The organism is Streptomyces actinomycinicus, assembly GCF_016741775.1.
GTDB classification, from domain to species: domain Bacteria; phylum Actinomycetota; class Actinomycetes; order Streptomycetales; family Streptomycetaceae; genus Streptomyces; species Streptomyces actinomycinicus.
This window is the reverse complement of record NZ_JAERRK010000010.1, coordinates 142,512-161,895: the sequence shown is the minus strand read 5'-3', so window position 1 is coordinate 161,895 and position 19,384 is coordinate 142,512. Positions and strand designations below refer to the sequence as shown.

1 protein-coding gene is annotated in these 19,384 nt (G+C 76.0%); it reads left to right on the top strand.

Going from position 1 to position 19,384, the window contains the following annotated elements; translation table 11 throughout:
• The first annotated feature begins 39 nt into the window (after positions 1-39).
• Positions 40-19,371 (top strand): non-ribosomal peptide synthetase, encoded by a 19,332-nt coding sequence (locus JK359_RS20950; protein ID WP_236678190.1) that lies wholly within the window; start codon positions 40-42, stop codon positions 19,369-19,371.
• The last annotated feature ends 13 nt before the right edge of the window (positions 19,372-19,384 follow it).

Sequence of the window (19,384 nt, the reverse complement as noted above, 5' to 3'; positions counted from 1 at the left end):
CCCGCGCCGTATCGTCCCGCTCTCCAAAGGACTTCACCCATGACGGACCTGCACGACAAGCCCGCACCGGCGTCCTCCCTGCCGCAGGCCACCCCCGCGGCCGGCGCGCCGGAGAGCGCGACGGCTCCGGTGGCCTCGACACTCGGGGAGCTGTTCACCGCGTGGGTGGCACGCACCCCGGAGGCACCGGCCCTCACCGACGGCCGACGGACCTGGACCTACCGCGAACTGGCCATGCGCGCCGACCGGTTGGCCGGGCACCTCATACGTCGGGGCGCAGCACCCGACCGGGTGGTCGCCCTGGTCCTGCCGCGCTCCATGGAACTGATCGCGGCGGAGCTGGCCGTGGCCCGGGCGGGCGCCGCCTTCCTGCCCGTGGACCCCGCCTACCCCGCGGAGCGCAGAGCGCTGATGCTCGCCGACGCAGCGCCCGCCGTCACACTGGACGACCCGCGCCGGGTGGCCGAGCTGCTCGACACCGGCGAACTGCCGGCGCCCGGCGAGCCGCCGCACACCGGGCACGCCCGGAGGCATGCGGTGGACGCCCACCATGCGGTGGACGCCGGCCGATCGGATGACACCGCACGCGGCGCTGCCGCCGACCGTGGTGCTGCCGTCGTCCACGAGGCTGTCGCCGACCACGCTGCCTACGTCATCTACACCTCCGGTTCCACCGGTACCCCCAAGGGCGTGACCGTCACCCACCGGGGCATCGGCGGATTCACGTCGGCCGCCGCCGAGCGCTACGCGGTGGGTCCCGGCGACCGGGTGCTCCAGTTCTCCTCGCCGAGCTTCGACGCCTCCGTGCTGGAGCTGTGCGTCTCCGTCCTGTCCGGTGCCACGCTCGTCGTACCACCGCGGGGGCCCTGGCTGGGTGACGAACTCGCCGCGGTCCTGGACGAGCACCGGATCACCCACGCCCTCATACCGCCCGCCGCGCTGGCCACGCTGCCCGGACCCGACGAGGGCACCGCCCGCCACCTGCGCACGCTGATCGTGGGTGCCGAGGCCTGCCCGGCCGGGCTCGTGGACCGCTGGGCCCCCGGTCGCCGGATGATCAACTCCTATGGTCCGACCGAGGCCACCATCGTCGCCACCTGGACCGGGCCGCTCACCGCCGGCCGCGGCACGCCGACGATCGGCAGCGCCCTGCCGCACACCCGGGTGTACGTCCTCGACACCGCGATGCGGCCCGTGCCGCCCGGCGCGGACGGCGAGTTGTTCGTCGGCGGCGACGCGGTGGCCCGCGGCTACCTGGGCCGTCCGGGCCTGACCGCCGCACGGTTCGTCGCCGACCCCTTCGGGCCGCCCGGTGCCCGGCTGTACCGCACCGGGGACCGGGTCCGGTGGACGGCCGAGGGGGAGCTGGAGTTCCTGGGCCGGCTGGACCGGCAGGTGAAGATACGCGGCTTCCGGATCGAACCGGGCGAGATCGAGGCGGCCTTGCGCCGGGCCGGCGCCGGCGCCGTCGGTGACACCGTGGTGGTGGTACGGGAGGACGAACCGGGCCACCAGCGCCTCGTCGGCTACGTCACCCCGGCCGTCCGTCACACCACCCCCGCCGCGACGCCGTCCGCCGAGCCGGCCGCGACGCCGTCCGCCGCCCCCGCCCCGGCGCACTCCCCGGAGGACACGACGACGTCCCCCGCCCCCGCCCCGGCGCACTCCCCGGAGGACACGACGACGTCCCCCGCCCCGGCGCACTCCCCGGAGGACGCGACGACGTCCGCCGCCCCGGCTGCATCAGCCCCTGCCCCGGCGCGCTCCCTCGACGGCGCCGACGTGTCCGCGGCGGACCCCGCCGCCTCCGCCCCCGGCCCGGTCCGCTCCCTCGACCCCGTCGCCCTGCGTGCCGCCGTCGCCGCTGTGCTGCCGGGGCACATGGTGCCCTCCGCCGTCGTGGTGCTGGACCGGATGCCGCTGACGCCGCAGCACAAGATCGACCGGAGGGCCCTGCCCGCTCCGGAGCGCACGGTCCCGACGGGCCGTGTCGCACCCCGGTCGGCCGAGGAGCGGGCCCTCGTCCGGATCTGGGCGGACGTCCTGGGCGTCGACGAGGTCGGGGTCACCGACGACTTCTTCGACCTGGGCGGCGAGTCGATACTCGCCGCGCGTGTCCTCGCCCGCGTCCGGGACGAGTGGGGCGTCCGGCTGACGGTGCGGGACGTTTTCACCGCGCGGACGGTCGCCGCTCTCGCCCCCCTGCTCGCCGACCCGTCGGCCGCCGCACCGCAGGAGCCGATCCCGCCGGCCCCGCACGGGGACACCCTGCCGCTGTCCAGCGCGCAGCGCCGGCTGTGGTACCTGGACGACCTCACCGCGGGCGGAACCGAGTACAACACCGGTGTCGCCCTGCGGCTGCGCGGCGCCCTGGACCAGGACGCACTGCGCCGCTCCCTGCTCCGGCTCGCGGCCCGGCACGCCACCCTGCGCACCACGTTCCCCACGGCCGACGGCCAGGGCGTCCAGCGAGTCGCGGCGGAGCCGGACCTGCCCCTGCGGACGGCCGACGTCTCCGACGTACCCGGTGCGCGCCGCACCGAGGCCGCCGACGCACTGCTCGCCGAGGAGCTGAGCCGCCCGTACGACCTGGCGGCCGGACCGCTCACCCGGGCCCTGCTCGTCCGGCTCGCCCCCGACGACCACCTGCTGCTCCTGGCCCAGCACCACATCGTCACCGACGGCTGGTCGGTGGGCGTCCTCACCCGCGAACTCGCCGCCCTCCACCACGCGGAGACCACCGGCGAGCCCGACGCCCTGGCGGAACCCGCCGTGCAGTACCCGGACTTCGCGCTGTGGGAGCGGGCGCAGCGGGCCGGTGACGCGGACACCGCCGACCTCGCCTACTGGAAACGGCATCTGGCGGGCATCCAGCAACTGGAGCTGCCCACGGACCGGCCGCGCCCCGCCGTGCGCACCACCGCCGGCGCCGCCCACCGGCACACCCTGCCCGCCGAGTTGACCGCCCGGCTGCGGCAGCTCGCCGCCGGCCGCGGCACCACGGTGTTCACCCTGTTCGCGGGCGCCGCCGCGCTGCTGTTCTCCCGCTACTCGGGACAGCGGGACATCGCGTTCGGCACCGTCACCAACGGGCGCGGCCGACGGGACCTGGAGGACGTACCGGGCTTCTTCGCCAACACGGTCGTGCTGCGGGGCGAGGTGGACGAACGCGCGACCGTGGACCGTTTCGTGGAATGCATGCGGACGACGGTGCTGGACGCCTTCGCCCACGACGGCGTCCCGTTCGACCGGGTGGTGGAGGAACTGGCTCCGGTCCGTGACCCCAGCCGCACCCCGCTGGTCCAGGCGCTCGTCGTGCAGCAGACCGCCCTGTCCCTGCCGCCCCTCTCCGGCGGCCTGCGCCTCACCGAACACCCGCTGCCCCGCCCCGCCGCCCGCTTCGACCTGGTATTGGAGTTCACACCGGACGCGGACGGCGGCTGGGTGCTGACCGCCGAGTTCAACACGGACCTCTTCGACACGGCGACCGTGGCACGGATGACCGCCCATCTGCACCGGCTGCTGCAGGGCATGGCGGACGGCCCCGGCCGCACGCTGGCCGAACTGCCCATGCTCTCGGCCGAGGAACAGCGCACCCTGGTGGACAGCTGGAACCCGCCCGCCCGCCCGGCACGGGAGACCGGGTACGGCACACTCCCCGGGCTGCTGCACGCCCAGGCGGCCCGCACCCCGGACCGTACCGCCGTCGTCTGCGGCCCGGAACGGCTGGACTACGCCGAGGTCGCCCGGCGCGCCAACCGGCTGGCCCGGCTGCTCGTCGCGCGCGGCGCGGGCCCGGAGACCCTGGTCGCGCTGTGCCTGCCACGCTCCGCCGACCTCGTGCCCGTGCTCTGGGCGGTGCTCACCTCGGGCGCCGGCTACCTCCCCGTCGACCCGGGCTATCCCGCCGAGCGCGTCCGCCTCATGCTCGACGACGCCCGGCCCGCCCTCGTCGTCGCCACCCGGGAGACCGCCTCCGCCCTGCCGGAGTGCGAACCGCTGCTCCTGGAGGACTGCGCCGCCGCCCCGGACGAGGCCGGGACCGCGCTCACCGACGCCGACCGGCTCCGTCCACTGCTGCCGGACCATCCCGCGTACGTCATCTACACCTCCGGTTCGACCGGCCGCCCCAAGGGCGTCGTGGTCACCCACCGCAGCGTCGCCGCGCTGGCGGAGTGGGCGGCGGAACGGTTCGGTGCCGAGGGGCTGTCCCACGTCATCGCCTCCACCTCCCTCAACTTCGACGTCTCGGTCTTCGAACTGCTCTGCCCCCTGGTGGCCGGCGGCACCGTCGAGGTGGTCGCCGACCTGCCGGCCCTCGCCGACGGCGCCGGACCCCGGCGGGCCGGGCTGCTCAGCGGGGTGCCGTCCGTCGTCTCCCGGCTGATCGCGGGCGGCACCGCGCCCGTGACCGCCGACACCGTCGTCCTCGCCGGTGAGGCCCTGCCCCTGCAGACGGTCCAGGAGCTGCGGGCCGCCATGCCCGGCTGCCGGATCGCCAACATCTACGGCCCCACCGAGGCCACCGTGTACGCCACCGCCTGGTTCGCCGGCGACCGGCTGCCCGAGCAGGCCCCGCCGATCGGCGGTCCGGTGGCACTCACCCGCGCCTACGTCCTCGACGGCTCCCTGCGGCCCCCGCCCGTCGGCGTCACCGGCGAGCTGTACCTCGGGGGCGGCGGCCTGGCCCGCGGCTACCTGAACCGGGCCGGACTGACCGCCGCCCGGTTCGTCGCCGACCCGTTCGGCGCGCCGGGGGAGCGCATGTACCGCACCGGCGACCTCGTGCGCCGCCGCCCCGACGGCCGGCTGGAGTACGTGGGCCGCATCGACCAGCAGGTCAAGGTGCGCGGCTTCCGCATCGAACTGGGCGAAGTGGAGGAGGCGCTGCGCGGCTGCGCGGGCGTGGCCGAGGCCGCGGCCGCCACCACCGACGGCGACGGCCCCCGGCGCCTGGTCGGCTATGTGGTCCCGGCCGCCGGCGAGCGCGCCGAACCCGAGGCCGTACGCCGGGAACTCGGCCGCACCCTGCCCGACTACATGGTCCCGACGGCCGTCGTCGTGCTGGACGCCCTCCCGCTCAACCCCAACGGCAAGCTGGACCGCGGCCGGCTCCCCGACCCCGGCCCCGCCGTCCGCGCGGTACGGCACGTCGCACCCCGCACGCCCACCGAGCGGACCCTCGCCGCGATCCTGGCCGACGTGCTGCGCCTGGAGCGGGTCGGCGTCGACGACAACTTCTTCGAACTGGGCGGCGACTCGATCCTCAGCATCCAGGTGGTGGCCCGTGCCCGGCAGGAGGGCCTGCCGCTGACCTCCCGGGACGTCTACCGGCACCAGACGGTGGCCGCCCTCGCGCGCTGCGCCGACGCAGCCGCGGGCCCGCGCGAGACCGTCACCGCACCGGAGGCGGCCACCGGCACCGCACCCCTGACCCCCATCCAGCACTGGCTGTTCGGCACCGCCGGCGCGCGCGCCGGCCACTTCTCCCAGGCGCTGTCCGTCCGGCTGCCCGACGACCTGGACCCGGCGGCCCTGGAAGAGGCACTGAACGACCTGGTCGCCCACCACGACGCCCTGCGCTCCCGCTTCACCCCCGGCGACGCGCCCGGCGCGGCCGGCTGGTGCATCGACGAGCGGGCGCCGCGCCTGACCCTGGCCCGGCACACCGGCCCGGAGACGGACACCCCGCACTTCGGCCCGTTCGACCTCGCCCGGGGACCGCTGCTGCGGGCCGTGCTGCACGACCACGGCACCGGCCGGCCCGCCGTGCTGCACCTCGCCGTCCACCACCTCGTGGTCGACGGGGTCTCCTGGCGGATCCTGCTGGAGGACCTGGACCGCGCCTACCGGGCCCGCCGCGCCGGCGCGGACGGCGCCGCGGCACTGCCCGCGAAGTCCTCGCCGCTGCGCCAGTGGGCCCGCAGGCTGAACGCCCACGCGGCGGACGGCGGCTTCGACGACGAGCGCGACTACTGGGCCGCGGCGGTCCCCGGCACCGAGCCCGCACTGCCCGCCGAACTCACCGGCGGCCCCGGCACCTACGCGGAGCAGCGCTCGCTGACCGTCCGCCTGACCCCCGAGGCGACCTCCGCCCTGCTGCGCACCCTGCCCGACACCTACCGCACCCGGGCCAACGACGTCCTGCTCAGCGCCCTCGGCCGGGCCCTGTGCGGCTGGAGCGGACGGACCCGGGTCGTGGTCGACGTCGAGGGACACGGCCGCGAGGAACTCTTTCCCGAGCTGGACATCAGTCGCACGGTCGGCTGGTTCACCACCCGCCACCCCGTCGCCCTGTCCGTCCCCGAGGACGCCGGCTGGGACGCCGTGCTGAAGAAGGTCAAGGAGCAGCTGCGCGCCGTACCCCGGCACGGCCTGGGCCACGACGTGCTGCGCCGGACGGCAGACCCCGGGGCGGCACCGCGTACCGCTCACGCGCAGATCAGCTTCAACTACCTGGGCCGCATGGACACGCCGGACGACCCCGAAGGCCTCTACCGCGGCACCGTGCGCCCGCTGGAGCTGGACGCCGACCCGGCGGCCGAGCGCCCGCATCCCCTGGAGCTGGTCGGGCAACTCGCGGACGACCGACTGGAGTTCACCTGGCTCTACAGCGACCGGCCGGGCCAGGAGGGCGCGGTCGCGGACCTCGCCGGGCGCTTCACCGACGCACTCGCCGACCTGGCCCGCTACGCCGCCGAGCCGGGAGCCGCCGGCCGCACCCCGTCCGACTTCCCGCTGGCCCGGCTCGACCAGCAGGCCGTGGACCGGATCACCGGCGCGGACCCGGCCGCGGTCGCCGACGTCCTGCCGCTCACGCCCACCCAGGCGGGCATGCTCTTCCACGGCCTGTCCCAGGACGACCGCGGCGTCTACGTCCAGCAGCTGACGTTCGTCCTGGACGGCGTGCCCGACCCGCAGGCACTCGCCGCCGCCTGGCAGCACGTCACCGACCGCGCCGAGGTGCTGCGCGGCCGGGTCGTCTGGCAGGACGTCCCCGAACCGCTGCTGGTGGTGCCGCGGCACGCGGCCGTGCCCGTCACCCACCTGGACTGGCGCGACCTGACGGAGGACGAGCGCCGCACCCGGCTGGAGGACCTGCTGGTCCGGGACCGCGCCGAGGGCATCGACCTCGGGCGGGCCCCGCTCCAGCGGCTCCTGCTCGCGCGTGTCTCGGCCACCGCCGTGCGCGTGGTGTGGTCCTTCCACCATCTGCTCCTGGACGGCTGGAGCATGTTCCAGGTGCTCTCGGACGTCTTCGCCCACCACGCCGGGGCCGGCCCCGGCACCCTCCCGCACCGCCCGCCCTACCGGGACTACGTGGCCTGGCTGCGGCACCGCGACCGGGCGGCGGCCGAACGGCACTGGCGGCGCCGCCTGTCCGGCCTGACCGAGGCCACCCCGCTGCCCTACGACCGCGAGCCGCGCGAGGCCCACCGCGCCGAGTCCACGCACGCGGTCCACGGCACCCTGCCCGCGGACGCCACCCGGGCGCTGCAAGAGCTGGCCCGCACCTGTGGGCTCACCCTGAACACTTTGGTGCAGGGCGCCTGGGCGCTGCTGCTGGCCCGGCAGGCGGGCCGGGACGAGGTGGTGTTCGGCACCACCGTCTCCGGGCGGCCGCCCGAGCTGCCCGGCGCCGACGCCATGACCGGCCTGTTCATCACCACGCTGCCCACCCGCGTCACCGTCCCCGGCGACGGCACCCTGCTCGACTGGCTGCGCGCGCTCCAGCACGACCAGAGCGAGGACCGGCGCTTCGATCACCTGCCGCTCAACCGGATGACGGCGTTCACCGGACTCCCGGACCGCGTAGCCCTGTTCGACAGCATCGTCGTCTTCGAGAACTATCCGGTGGACGACGACCTCGCCGCCGCCCACGGGCTGCGCCTGACCGGCCTGGAAGGTGTCGAGACCACCAACTATCCGCTCAGCCTCACCGCCTACCCCGGCGACGAACTGGCCCTGCGCCTCGGCTACGACCCCGAGCTGTTCGACGCCGGCACCGCCGCACGCATGGCCGAGTACCTGACCGTCCTGCTCACCGGCATGACCACCGGCGCCCGGCGCACCCCGGCGCGGCTGCCGCTGCTCGGCCCGGACCGCCGCGAGCAGGTGCTGCACACCTGGAACGACACCGGCACGGCCCTGCCCGACGCCACCGTCGCCGGCCTCTTCGCCGCGCAGGTGCGGCGTACTCCCGACGCCGTGGCCGTGGAAGCCGGGGACGAGCACCTCACCTACCGCGAACTCGACGCCCGCGCGGCCCGGTCGGCAGCCCGGCTGGCCGGACTCGGGGTACGGCCGGAACGGCCCGTCGGGGTGCTGATGGACCGGTCCGTCGAGCTGATCGTCACCCAGCTGGCGCTCGTGCGCACCGGCGGCGTGTACGTGCCGCTGGACGGCAGGGCACCGGCCGAGCGGCTGCGCCGGACCCTGGCCGAGGCCGGGGCCGGCCTGCTGCTCACCGACGCCGCCTGGGAGGAGACGGCCCGGCACCTGCTCCCCGGCGACCGCGTCCTGCGGGCCGACGACACCGCCGGCGCCGACGGTGCCGTGGGCGCGTGGACCGTTCATCCCGACAACGTCCAGTACCTCATGTTCACCTCGGGCTCCACCGGCACCCCCAAGGGCGTCGCGGTGCGCCAGCGCGACGTCGCCGCGCTCGCCCTGGACCGGGCCTTCACCGGGCACGACCGGGTACTCGTGCACTCGCCGCACGCCTTCGACGCCGCCACCTACGAGGTGTGGGTGCCGCTGCTCCGCGGCGGCACGGCCGTCCTCGCCCCGCCCGCCGGCCTGGACGCCGCCCAGGTCCGGCGTGCCGTCACCGAACAGCGCGTCGGCTGCCTGTGGCTGACCGCCGGCCTGTTCCGCCTCCTGGCCCAGGAGGACCCCGGCTGCCTGCGCGGCGCCCGCGAGGTGTGGACGGGCGGCGAGGCCGTGCCGGGCGCGGTGGTGCGCCGGGTCCTCGACGCCTGCCCCGGCCTGACCGTCGTGGACGGCTACGGCCCCACCGAGACCACCACCTTCGCCACCCGCCGCGTCTTCCGCGCCGGCGACCCGCTGCCGGCCGTACTGCCCATCGGACGGCCGCTCGACAACACCCGCGTGTACGTCCTCGACACCGCCCTCCAGCCACAACCCCCGGGCATACCCGGCGAGTTGTACATAGCGGGCGCGGGGCTGGCCCGGGGCTACACGGGCCGGCCCGGCGCGACCGCCGCCCGCTACCTCGCCGACCCCTACGGCCCGCCCGGCACCCGCATGTACCGCACCGGAGACATCGCACGCTGGAGCGACGACGGCGAACTGCACTTCGTCGGCCGCGCGGACGACCAGATCAAGATCCGCGGCTTCCGCGTCGAACCCGCCGAGATCGAGGCCCGGCTCACCACCCACCCCACCATCGCCGAGGCCGTCGTCTCCGTGTACCAGGACGGCGGACGCAAGCGGCTGGCCGCCCACCTCGTGCCGGCCGGCGCCACTGCACCGCCCCCCGCCGCCGAACTGCGCGCCCACCTGGCCGCCGGGCTGCCCGACTACATGCTGCCGGCCGCGTTCGTCACCGTGCCGGAGCTGCCGCTGACGGCCAACGGCAAGGTCGACCGGCGCCGGCTGCCCGCCCCCGACTGGTCGGCGGGCGGCGAGCACACCCACCGCGCCCCGCGCACCGAGGCGGAGCGGACCCTCGCCGGGATCTGGGCCGAACTGCTCGGCGTGGCACAGGTCGGCGTGGACGACAACTTCTTCATGCTGGGCGGCGACTCCATCCTCAGCATCCAGGTGGTCTCGCGGGCCCGTGCCGCCGGACTCGCGCTCAGCCCCCGCGACCTCTTCCGGCACCCCACCGTGGCCGAACTGGCCGCCGCCACCGGCGATGCCGCCCCCGCCGTCGCCGGCACCGAACCGGTCGACGGACCGGCGGACCTCCTGCCGATCCAGCACTGGTTCCTCGACCCGCGCCCGGCACAGCCCGCATTCTTCAACCAGTCCGTCGTCGTCGAGACGGCCGGCGCAGTCGACCAGGACGCCCTGCGCCGTGCCCTCACCACCCTGTGGACGCACCACGACGCCCTGCGCGCCCGGTTCCTCCCGGACGCCGACGGCGGCGAGGGAGCGTGGCGGCAGGACGTCGCCGCCTCCGACGGCCCGGTCCCCGAACTGCTCCAGGTACACGACCGGGCGGACGAGGAACGGGTCACCACTCAGGCGCACACCGGACTCCGGCTCGGCACGGGCCCGTTGTTCACCGCCCGCCTGTTCACCGCCGACGGCACCCGGCCCGCCCGGCTGCTGCTGATCGCCCACCACCTGGTGGTCGACGGCGTCTCCTGGCGGATCCTGCTGGAGGACCTGGAGACCGCCTACCGGCAGGCCGCGGCCGGCGAGTCCCCACGGCTGCCCGGCCGCACCACCTCCGTACGGGAATGGGCCCGCCGGCTCCGCGACGACGACCGCTTCGCCGCACAGCTCGCCCACTGGGAGCGCACCGCCCGGGCCTGCGCCGACCCGCTGCCCGTGGACTGCGCCGGCGGCAACACCATGGCCGACGTCCGCGAGGTCACCGTCCGGCTCGACCGCGAACGCACCGCCGGACTCCTGCGCCGCGTCCCCGGCGTCTACCGCACCCGCATCGACGACGTCCTGCTCACCGCGCTCGGCCGGGTCCTCGCCGAGTGGACCGGACGCCACACCGTAGCCGTCGGACTGGAGGGACACGGCCGCGAGGACCGTTTGTTCGAGGACGTCGACCTGTCCCGTACGGTCGGCTGGTTCACCTCGCTCTTCCCGCTCGCCCTGACCGTCCCGGCGGGGGACTGGGGCACCGCCCTGAAGTCGGTCAAGGAGCAGCTGCGGGCCGTACCCGACCGCGGACTCGGCTACGGCGTGCTGCGCCACCTCGCCCGGGACCAGCGGCTCACCGGCACACCCGAGCCCGGCATCAGCTTCAACTACCTGGGCCGCTTCGACTGGTCCGCCGGTACCGGCGCCCTGATCGGGGCGGTGCCCGGGGGACTGGACGGCGCCGAGGCACCCGGCGCCGAACGGCCCCACCTGCTGGACGTCGTGGCCCGGGTCGAGGACGACCGGCTGGAGATCACCTGGCACTACAGCGCCGGACGGCACCGCGCGGAGACCGTCACCGCGCTCGCCGAGGGCATGCTGCGGGCGCTCGGCGACATCGTCGCGCACTGCGACCTGCCGGAGGCGGGCGGCCGTACCCCGTCGGACTTCCCGCTCGCCCGGCTGGACCAGGCCGCCGTCGACCGGATCGCCGGGGACGGCCGGGACGTCGAGGACGTCCATCCGCTGACGTCGATGCAGTCCGGCATGCTCTTCCACAGTCTGCTGGACCCCGACGGCCGCACCTACGTCAACCAGGTGCAGCTCGTGCTGTCCGGCGTCACCGACCCGCACGCGCTCGCCACCGCCTGGCAGCACACCGCGGACGCCAATCCGGTGCTGCGCACCCACCTGGTGTGGCAGGAGACCGCGGAACCGCTCCAGGTCGTCCGGCGCCGGGCCACCGTGCCCGTCACCCACCACGACTGGTCCGGCCGGCCCGCCGACGATGGTGCGCGCGACCTGGACCGGCTGCTCGCCGAGGACCGCGAGGCGGGCATCGACCTCGGCACCGCCCCCCTGATGCGGCTGACGCTGATCCGCCTGGCACCCGACCGGGTCCGGCTGGTGTGGACGTTCCACCACGTCCTGCTCGACGGCTGGAGCGCGGCCCAGGTCTTCGACGAGGTGTGCGAGCGGTACGCCGCCCTGGCCTCGGGGCGCCGCCCGCAGGTGCCGGAACGCAGGCCCTTCGCCGACTACCTGCGCTGGCTGGCCGGGCGGGACACCGACCGCGCCGAGCGGCACTGGCGCACCGCCCTGGCCGGCTTCCAGGCCCCCACCGAACTGCCCCGGGACCGGCGGCCCGCCGACGCCCACGGGGCCGCCTCCTCCGAGTCGGTGCGGATCACCCTCGGGCCGGACGCCTCGGCACGGCTGCGGGAGACCGCCCAGCGCGCGGGGCTGACCCTCAACACGGTCCTCCAGGGCGCGTGGGCGCTGCTGCTGTCCCGCTACGGCGGCGGCTCCGACGTGGTGTTCGGTACGACCGTCTCCGGCCGGCCCGCCGAACTGCCCGGCGTGACCTCGATGGTCGGCCTGTTCATCAACACCCTGCCCACCCGGGCCCGCGTCGACGAACGGCGCCCGCTGCTCGACTGGCTGCGCGAACTTCAGGCGGCCCAGTCGGAGGCCCGGCGCCACGACTTCGTCTCGCTGGCCCAGTTGCAGGCCTGGAGCGAGGTGCCCGGTGGCACCGGCCTGTTCGACTCCATCGTGGTCTTCGAGAACTACCCCTTCGACGAGGCGGCGTTGGCCCGCTACGGCCTGGCCATGGAGCAGGAACGGGACCTGGAGCCGACGAACTACCCGCTCAGCGTGGTCGTCGCGCCCGGCGACACCCTCGCCGTCAACCTCGACTACGACCCAACCGCCTTCGACACCGGCACGGTGGAGGCCCTCGGCGCGAGCCTGCGCACCCTGCTGACCGGTATGGCCGCCGACCTGGACCGCCGGCCGGCCGACCTGCCGCTGCTGGACCCGGACGAAGGACGGGCCCTGGTGGGCCGGTTCGGCGGACGCGTGGCCGGCGTGCCGCGGGGCACCCTGCCCGAGGCGTTCCGGCGGCAGGCCGAGCGCACCCCGGACGCCCCGGCGGTCCGGCACGGCGACACCTGCCTCACCTACCGCGAACTCGACGCCCGCTCCAGCCGGCTGGCCCGGCGGCTCATCGCCGCCGGCGCCGGACCCGAGCGCTTCGTCGCCCTCTGCCTGCCCCGCACCGCCGACCTCGTCGTTGCGCTCCTCGCGGTGCTGAAGAGCGGCGCCGGCTATCTGCCGGTCGACCCGCAGTACCCGGCCGAGCGGGTCGCGTTCCTCTTCGAGGACGTACGGCCCGACGCGGTGATCACGGCCACCGAGACCGCCGGCCGGCTGCCCGAGGGGCCGTTCACCCGGATCCTGCTGGACGAGGAGCCGGAGCCCGGGGTGCCGGACCTCCCCGTCGGCGACGACGAACGGCGCACCGCCCTGCTGCCCGGTCACCCGGCCTACGTCATCCACACCTCCGGCTCGACCGGCCGCCCCAAGGGCGTCGTCGTCAGCCACGCCTCCGTACTGGCCCTGACCGACTGGGCGGCGGCCGAGTTCACCGGGCGCGGGCTGGAGCACGTGGTGGCGTCCACCTCGCTCAACTTCGACGTGTCGGTCTTCGAGATCTTCTCGCCGCTGCTGTCCGGCGGCTGCGTGGAGATCGTCCGTGACTTGCTGGCCCTCGCCGAACGCCCCGGGCCCTGGCGGGCCGGACTGCTCAGCGCGGTGCCCTCGGCCCTGGACCGGCTGCTCGCCGAGGACGCCGTGCGGATCACCGCCGACACCGTCGTCCTCGCGGGGGAGGGGCTGCCCGCCCGCACCGTCGGCCGGGTCCGCGAGGCCGTTCCCGGCTGCCAGGTGCGCAACATCTACGGCCCCACCGAGGCCACCGTCTACGCCACCGCGTTCACCTGCGACCCGGCCGAGCCCGACCGTGACCCGCCGATCGGCCGGCCGCTCGGCGGCACCCGCGCCTACGTCCTGGACGAGCGGATGCGGCCGGTGCCCGCCGGCGCGCCCGGCGAGCTGTTCCTCGCCGGAACCGGTGTCGCCCGCGGCTATCTGCGCCGGCCCGGCCTGACCGCGTCCCGCTTCCTGCCCGACCCCTTCGGCCCGCCCGGCGCGCGCATGTACCGCACCGGCGACCTGGTCCGCTGGACGGCCGACGGCGACCTCGTCTACCTGGGCCGCGGTGACGACCAGGTGAAGGTGCGCGGCTTCCGCATCGAACTCGGCGAGGTGGAGGCCGCGCTGGCCCGCCATCCGGCCGTGGCGGCGGCAGCGGCCCGGGTGGTCGAACACGACGGCCACCGCCGCCTGATCGGCTACGCCGTACCCCGAACCCCTACCCTGCCGGACCCCGCCGGTCACACGGCCCCCGGTCCGGCGGCCCCGGATCCCGCCGGCCACACGGGCTCGGGTCCGACGGTCCCGCATTCCGGCGGTCACGGGGCCACCGGTCCGGTGGTCCCGGATTCCGGCGGTCACACTGGCTCGGGTCCGGTGGTCCCGGATTCCGGCGGTCCCACGGCCACCGGCCCGGCCGGTCTGCCGGCGGCCGCCGAACTGCGTGCCTTCCTCGCCCGCAGCCTTCCCGACCACCTGGTGCCGGCCCTCGTCGTCCCGCTGGAGCGGCTTCCGCTCGGCGCCACCGGCAAGCTCGACCGGCGCGCGCTGCCCGTGCCGCAGTGGTCCGCCCCGACCGCCGGCGCGGCCGGCCGGCCGCCGCGCACCGAGGCGGAGCAGACCCTCGCGGCCATCTGGTCCGACGTGCTCGGCGTGCCCGAAGTCGGCGCCGACGACAACTACTTCACCCTCGGCGGCGACTCCGTCCTCGGCATCCAGATCGTCTCCGCCGCCCGCCGGGCCGGGCTCGCCCTGACGCCGCGGCACCTGTTCACCCACCAGACCCTCGCCGAACTCGCCGCCGCGGCAGGGCGGACGCCCGATCCCGCCGGCGCCGCCGTCGCCGCCGAGCAGGGTCCCGTGACCGGCGAGGTCCCGCTCACCCCCGTACAGCTCTGGCTCCTGGACACCCTCACCGGTGACCCCGCGCACTTCAGCCAGACGGTCTCCTTCGAGCTGGCCACGGACCCCGACGAGACGCTGCTGCGGGGCGCCCTGGCCGCCGTGCTGGAGCACCACGACGCGCTGCGGATGCGGTTCGAGCCGGCCGGCGCCGGACGGTGGCGGCAGTACGGCACCGCGCCCGGCGACCGTGACCCGTACCTGGAGGTGCACGACCGGGCGGCCCCGGACCAGGTGGCCGCTGCCCTGGGGCGCGGCTTCGACCTGGCCGGCGGGCCGCTGCTGCGGGCCGCGCTGTGCCGGTCCGGAGACGGCCGCCGGCCGGTGCTGCTGCTGGCCGCCCACCACCTGGTCGTGGACGCCGTGTCCTGGCAGCTCGTCCTGGAGGACCTGGACAGCGCCTACCGCGCGCTCCGGGACGGCGAGCGGCCCGCCCTCGCCCCGAAGAGCACCTCTTTCCGGGCCTGGGCGCGGCGGCTCGCCGAGCACACCGCGACGGGCGGCTTCGACGGCGAACTCGCCCACTGGCAGGGCCTGGACGCCGGCCCCGCCCTGCCCACCGACCACGCGGGCGGCGCGAACACCGTCGCCGTCGAGGAGAGCCTGACCGCCGGACTCGACGCCGAGGAGACGCGCCGGCTGCTCCAGGACGTGCCCGACGCCTACCGCACCCGCGTCAACGACGTCCTGCTGTGCGCGCTGGGCCGGGTCCTGGCCCGCTGGACCGGCCGCGACCGGGTGGCGGTGACCCTGGAGGGCCACGGCCGCGAGGAGCTGTTCGAGGACACCGACCTCGCCCGGACCGTCGGCTGGTTCACCACCATGCACCCCGTCGCGCTGGACGTGCCCCGGGACGCCGGCACCGGCACCGTGCTGAAGGCCGTCAAGGAGAACCTGCGAGCCGTACCGCACGGCGGACTCGGCTACGGGGCGCTCCGCCACCTCCACCCCACGGCCGCGTCCCGGCTGCCCGCACTGCCGCCGGTCTGCTTCAACTACCTGGGCCGGCAGGACCGCACCCCCACCGGCGGAGGCCTGCTGCACGCGCCGCACGGCGGGCTCACCGGCGGCATGGACCGCTCCGCGGACCGGCCGTACCTCCTCGACGTCCTCGGCCGGGTCACCGACGACCGGCTGGAGTTCACCTGGTCGTACTCCCGTGCCGTGCACCGGCACGAGACCGTCGCCCGGCTGGCGGCCGAGCTGACCGGCGAACTCCGTACGATCGTCCGGCACTGCACCGGACCCGGCGCCGGCGGCCGCACCCCCTCCGACTTCCCGCTCGCCCCGCTGGACCAGGCGGCCGTCGACCGGCTCGTCGGCGACGGAGCGGACGTGACGGACGTCTACCCGCTCACACCCACCCAGACCGGCATGGTGATGCACGGCCTGGACGACGCCGAACACGGCCTGTACGTCGAACAGATCACCTTCGTGGCGGACGGCGCCCGCGACCCGCGGACGCTGGCCGCCGCCTGGCAGCACGTCGTCGACCGCACCCCCGTACTGCGCACCTCCGTCGTCCTGCACGACGTGCCCGTGCCGCTCCAGACCGTCCACCGGGACGTGACCCTGCCGGTCACCGAACACGACTGGAGCGGGATCCCGGCACCCAGGCACGCCGCGGAACTGGAGCGGCTGCTCGCCGACGAGCGGTCCCGGGGCATCGCCCTGGACCGCGCCCCGCTGCTGCGGCTGGCCCTGGTCCGGCTGGGCCCGGACGCGGTCCGGGTGGTGTGGACGTTCCACCACGTCCTGCTGGACGGCTGGAGCGTCTTCCACGTCCTGTCCGACGTCATGGCCGCGCACGCCGCCCTGGTCCGCGGCGAACGGCCCCGGCTGCCCGAGCGCAGGCCGTTCGCGGACTACGCCGCCTGGCTCGCCGCCCGCGACACCCGGCAGGCGGAAGAGCACTGGCGTGGCGTCCTGGCCGGACTCGGCGCGCCGACCCCGCTGCCGTACGACCGCAGGCCCGCCAACGACGCCACGGCCCGCTCCGGCACCTGGCTCTCCAGCCGGCTGGACGCCGAACGCACGCACCGGCTGCAGGAGTTCGCCCGTCGGCACCGGCTCACCCTGAACACCCTGGTGCAGGGGGCCTGGGCGCTGCTGCTGGCGCGGTGGAGCGGGGAGCGGGAGGTGTGCTTCGGCACCACCGTCTCCGGACGGCCCGCCGGGCTGCCCGGCGCCGACACCATCACCGGCCTGTTCATCACCACCCTCCCCGCCCGCACCGAGGTCGACGGCGGCGCCCGCTGCGCCACCTGGCTGCGCGCGTTCCAGGAGGCCCGGGCCGAGGACCGCCGCCACGACCACCTGCCCCTCACCGCCCTGCACGCCCTCGCCGGACTCCCGGCGGGCACCGCGATGTTCGACAGCCTGGTGGTCTTCGAGAACTACCCGGTCGGCGACGCCACCGCCGGCACGCACGGGCTCGCCCTGCGCGACCTGGACGCCCGGGAGGCCACCAACTACCCCCTCACCGTGGTCGTCTCGCCCGGCGACCGGCTGACCGTCGAACTCGGCTACGATCCGCGGTACTTCGCGGAGGGCAACGCCGCCTCGCTGGCCGGACAGCTGCTGCACACCCTGGACGTCCTGGCCGCATCGGACGGCACCGCCCGCCTCGACGACCTCGACGTCCTGCCGGCGGCGCAGCGCGACCGGCTGCTGCACGGCCCGGCCCGCCCCGCGCTCGGACCGGTGCCCGCCGCCACCCTGCCCGCCCTCGTCGAGGCGGCCGTCGACCGCTGGCCGACCGCGCCCGCGCTCGACGTGGCGGGAGCGGCGGGAGCGGGGGACACGGTGCTGAGCTTCGCGGAGGCGGAGGACCGGGCCAACCGGCTCGCGCACCGGCTCATCGCCCGCGGCACCGGCCCCGGCGACCTCGTCGCGCTGCTGCTGCCCCGCTCGGCGGACATGGTGCTGGCGCAGCTGGCCGTGGTGAAGGCGGGCGCCGCGTTCCTGCCCGTCGATCCCGCCTACCCCGAGGAACGGATCGCCCTGATGCTGCGCGACGCGGTCCCCGTCCTCACCCTGGACGCCAAGGAGGTCGCCGGCCTGCTCGCCGCCCCGCCGGACGACGTGCCCGGGCACCGGCCCACCGACGCCGACCGGACCCGCCCGCTCGACCTGGACGACCCGGCGTACGTCATCTACACCTCCGGCTCCACCGGCACCCCCAAGGGCGTCGTCGTCACCCACCGGGGGCTCGCCGCGTTCTCCGCGGCGGAGGCCGCCCACTACCACGTGACCCCCGGCGACCGCGTGCTGGCCTTCGCCACGCCCAGTTTCGACGCCTCCGTGCTGGAGCTGTGCGCGTCCCTGCCGCACGGCGCCCGGCTCGTCGTGCCCCGGCCGGGCCCGCTGCTCGGCGCCGAACTCGCCGCCGTCCTGCGGGCGCGGCGCATCACGCACACCCTGCTGCCGCCGGCCGCGCTCGCCACGCTGCCGCCCGACACCCCCGGCACGCTGCCGGACCTGAAGACGCTGATCGTGGGCGCCGACGCGTGCGGACCCGAACTGGTCGCCCGCTGGGCGCCGCACCACCGCATGGTCAACTCCTACGGTCCCACCGAGGCCACCGTCGTCGGCACCTGGTCCGCACCGCTGGCCGCGGACGGCGCCGCACCGCCCATCGGCCGCCCGCTGCCCGCCACCGGCGCCTACGTCCTCGACGCCCGGCTGCGCCCGGTACCCGAGGGTGTCACCGGCGAACTGTGGCTGTCCGGACCGGCACTGGCGCGCGGCTACCTCGGCCGGCCCGGACTGACCGCGGCCCGCTTCACCGCCGACCCGTTCGGGCCGCCCGGCACCCGCATGTACCGCACCGGCGACCTGGTGCGCCGTGACAGCGGGGGCGAACTGCACTACCTGGGCCGCACCGACCACCAGCTCAAGCTGCGCGGTCACCGCATCGAGGCGGGCGAGGTCGAGGCGGCCCTGGTGCGCCACCCGGGCGTGCTGGACGCGGTGGTGACCCTACGGGAGGACGAACCGGGCATGCCGCGCCTGGTCGCCCACCTGCTGACGGCCCCCGGCGCCGAGCCGGCCGCCCCCGCGGAACTGCGGGCGCTGGCGGCCCGCTCCCTGCCGGGGTACATGGTGCCGTCCGCGTTCGTGGTGCTGGACCGTTTCCCGCTCACCGAGAACGGCAAGACCGACCGCGCCGCGCTGCCCGCCCCCGCACCGGCCGAGGAACACCGGCGGGCCGAGTACGTGGCACCCCGCACGCCCACCGAGGAGGCGCTGGCGGCCGTCTGGGAGGAGACCCTCGAGACGGCCGTGGGCGCCGAGGACGACTACTTCCTGCTCGGCGGCGACTCCCTGCGCGCCCTGCTCATCGCCTCCCGCGCCAACGACGCGTTCGGCGTCACGCTCACCCCCCGCGACGTCCTGGTCTCCCGGACCGTCGCCGCCCTGGCGGAACTTGTGGAGGAACAGATCCTGAGCGAACTCGAAGCGGCCGCGCACGGGGCCGACGGCCCGGATGCCGGGTTCGGGGCCGACGGCCCGGATGCCGGGTACTCCGCGTCCGGCTCCGGTACCGCGTCCGGCTCCCGTCCCGCGTCCGGCTCCGGTACCGCGTCCGGCTCCGGTACCGCGTCCGGCGATGCGGGTCCGGTCCCGGCAGACAGCCACGACATCGAAGACGCCGCGTCCGGCGGCCACGACCACGAACGGTGAGGATCCGACGACC

Bases quoted from the DNA above. Each gene is read 5' to 3' on its own strand.
- JK359_RS20950 (WP_236678190.1), top strand. From the start codon at position 40: ATGACGGACCTGCACGACAAGCCCGCACCGGCGTCCTCCCTGCCGCAG.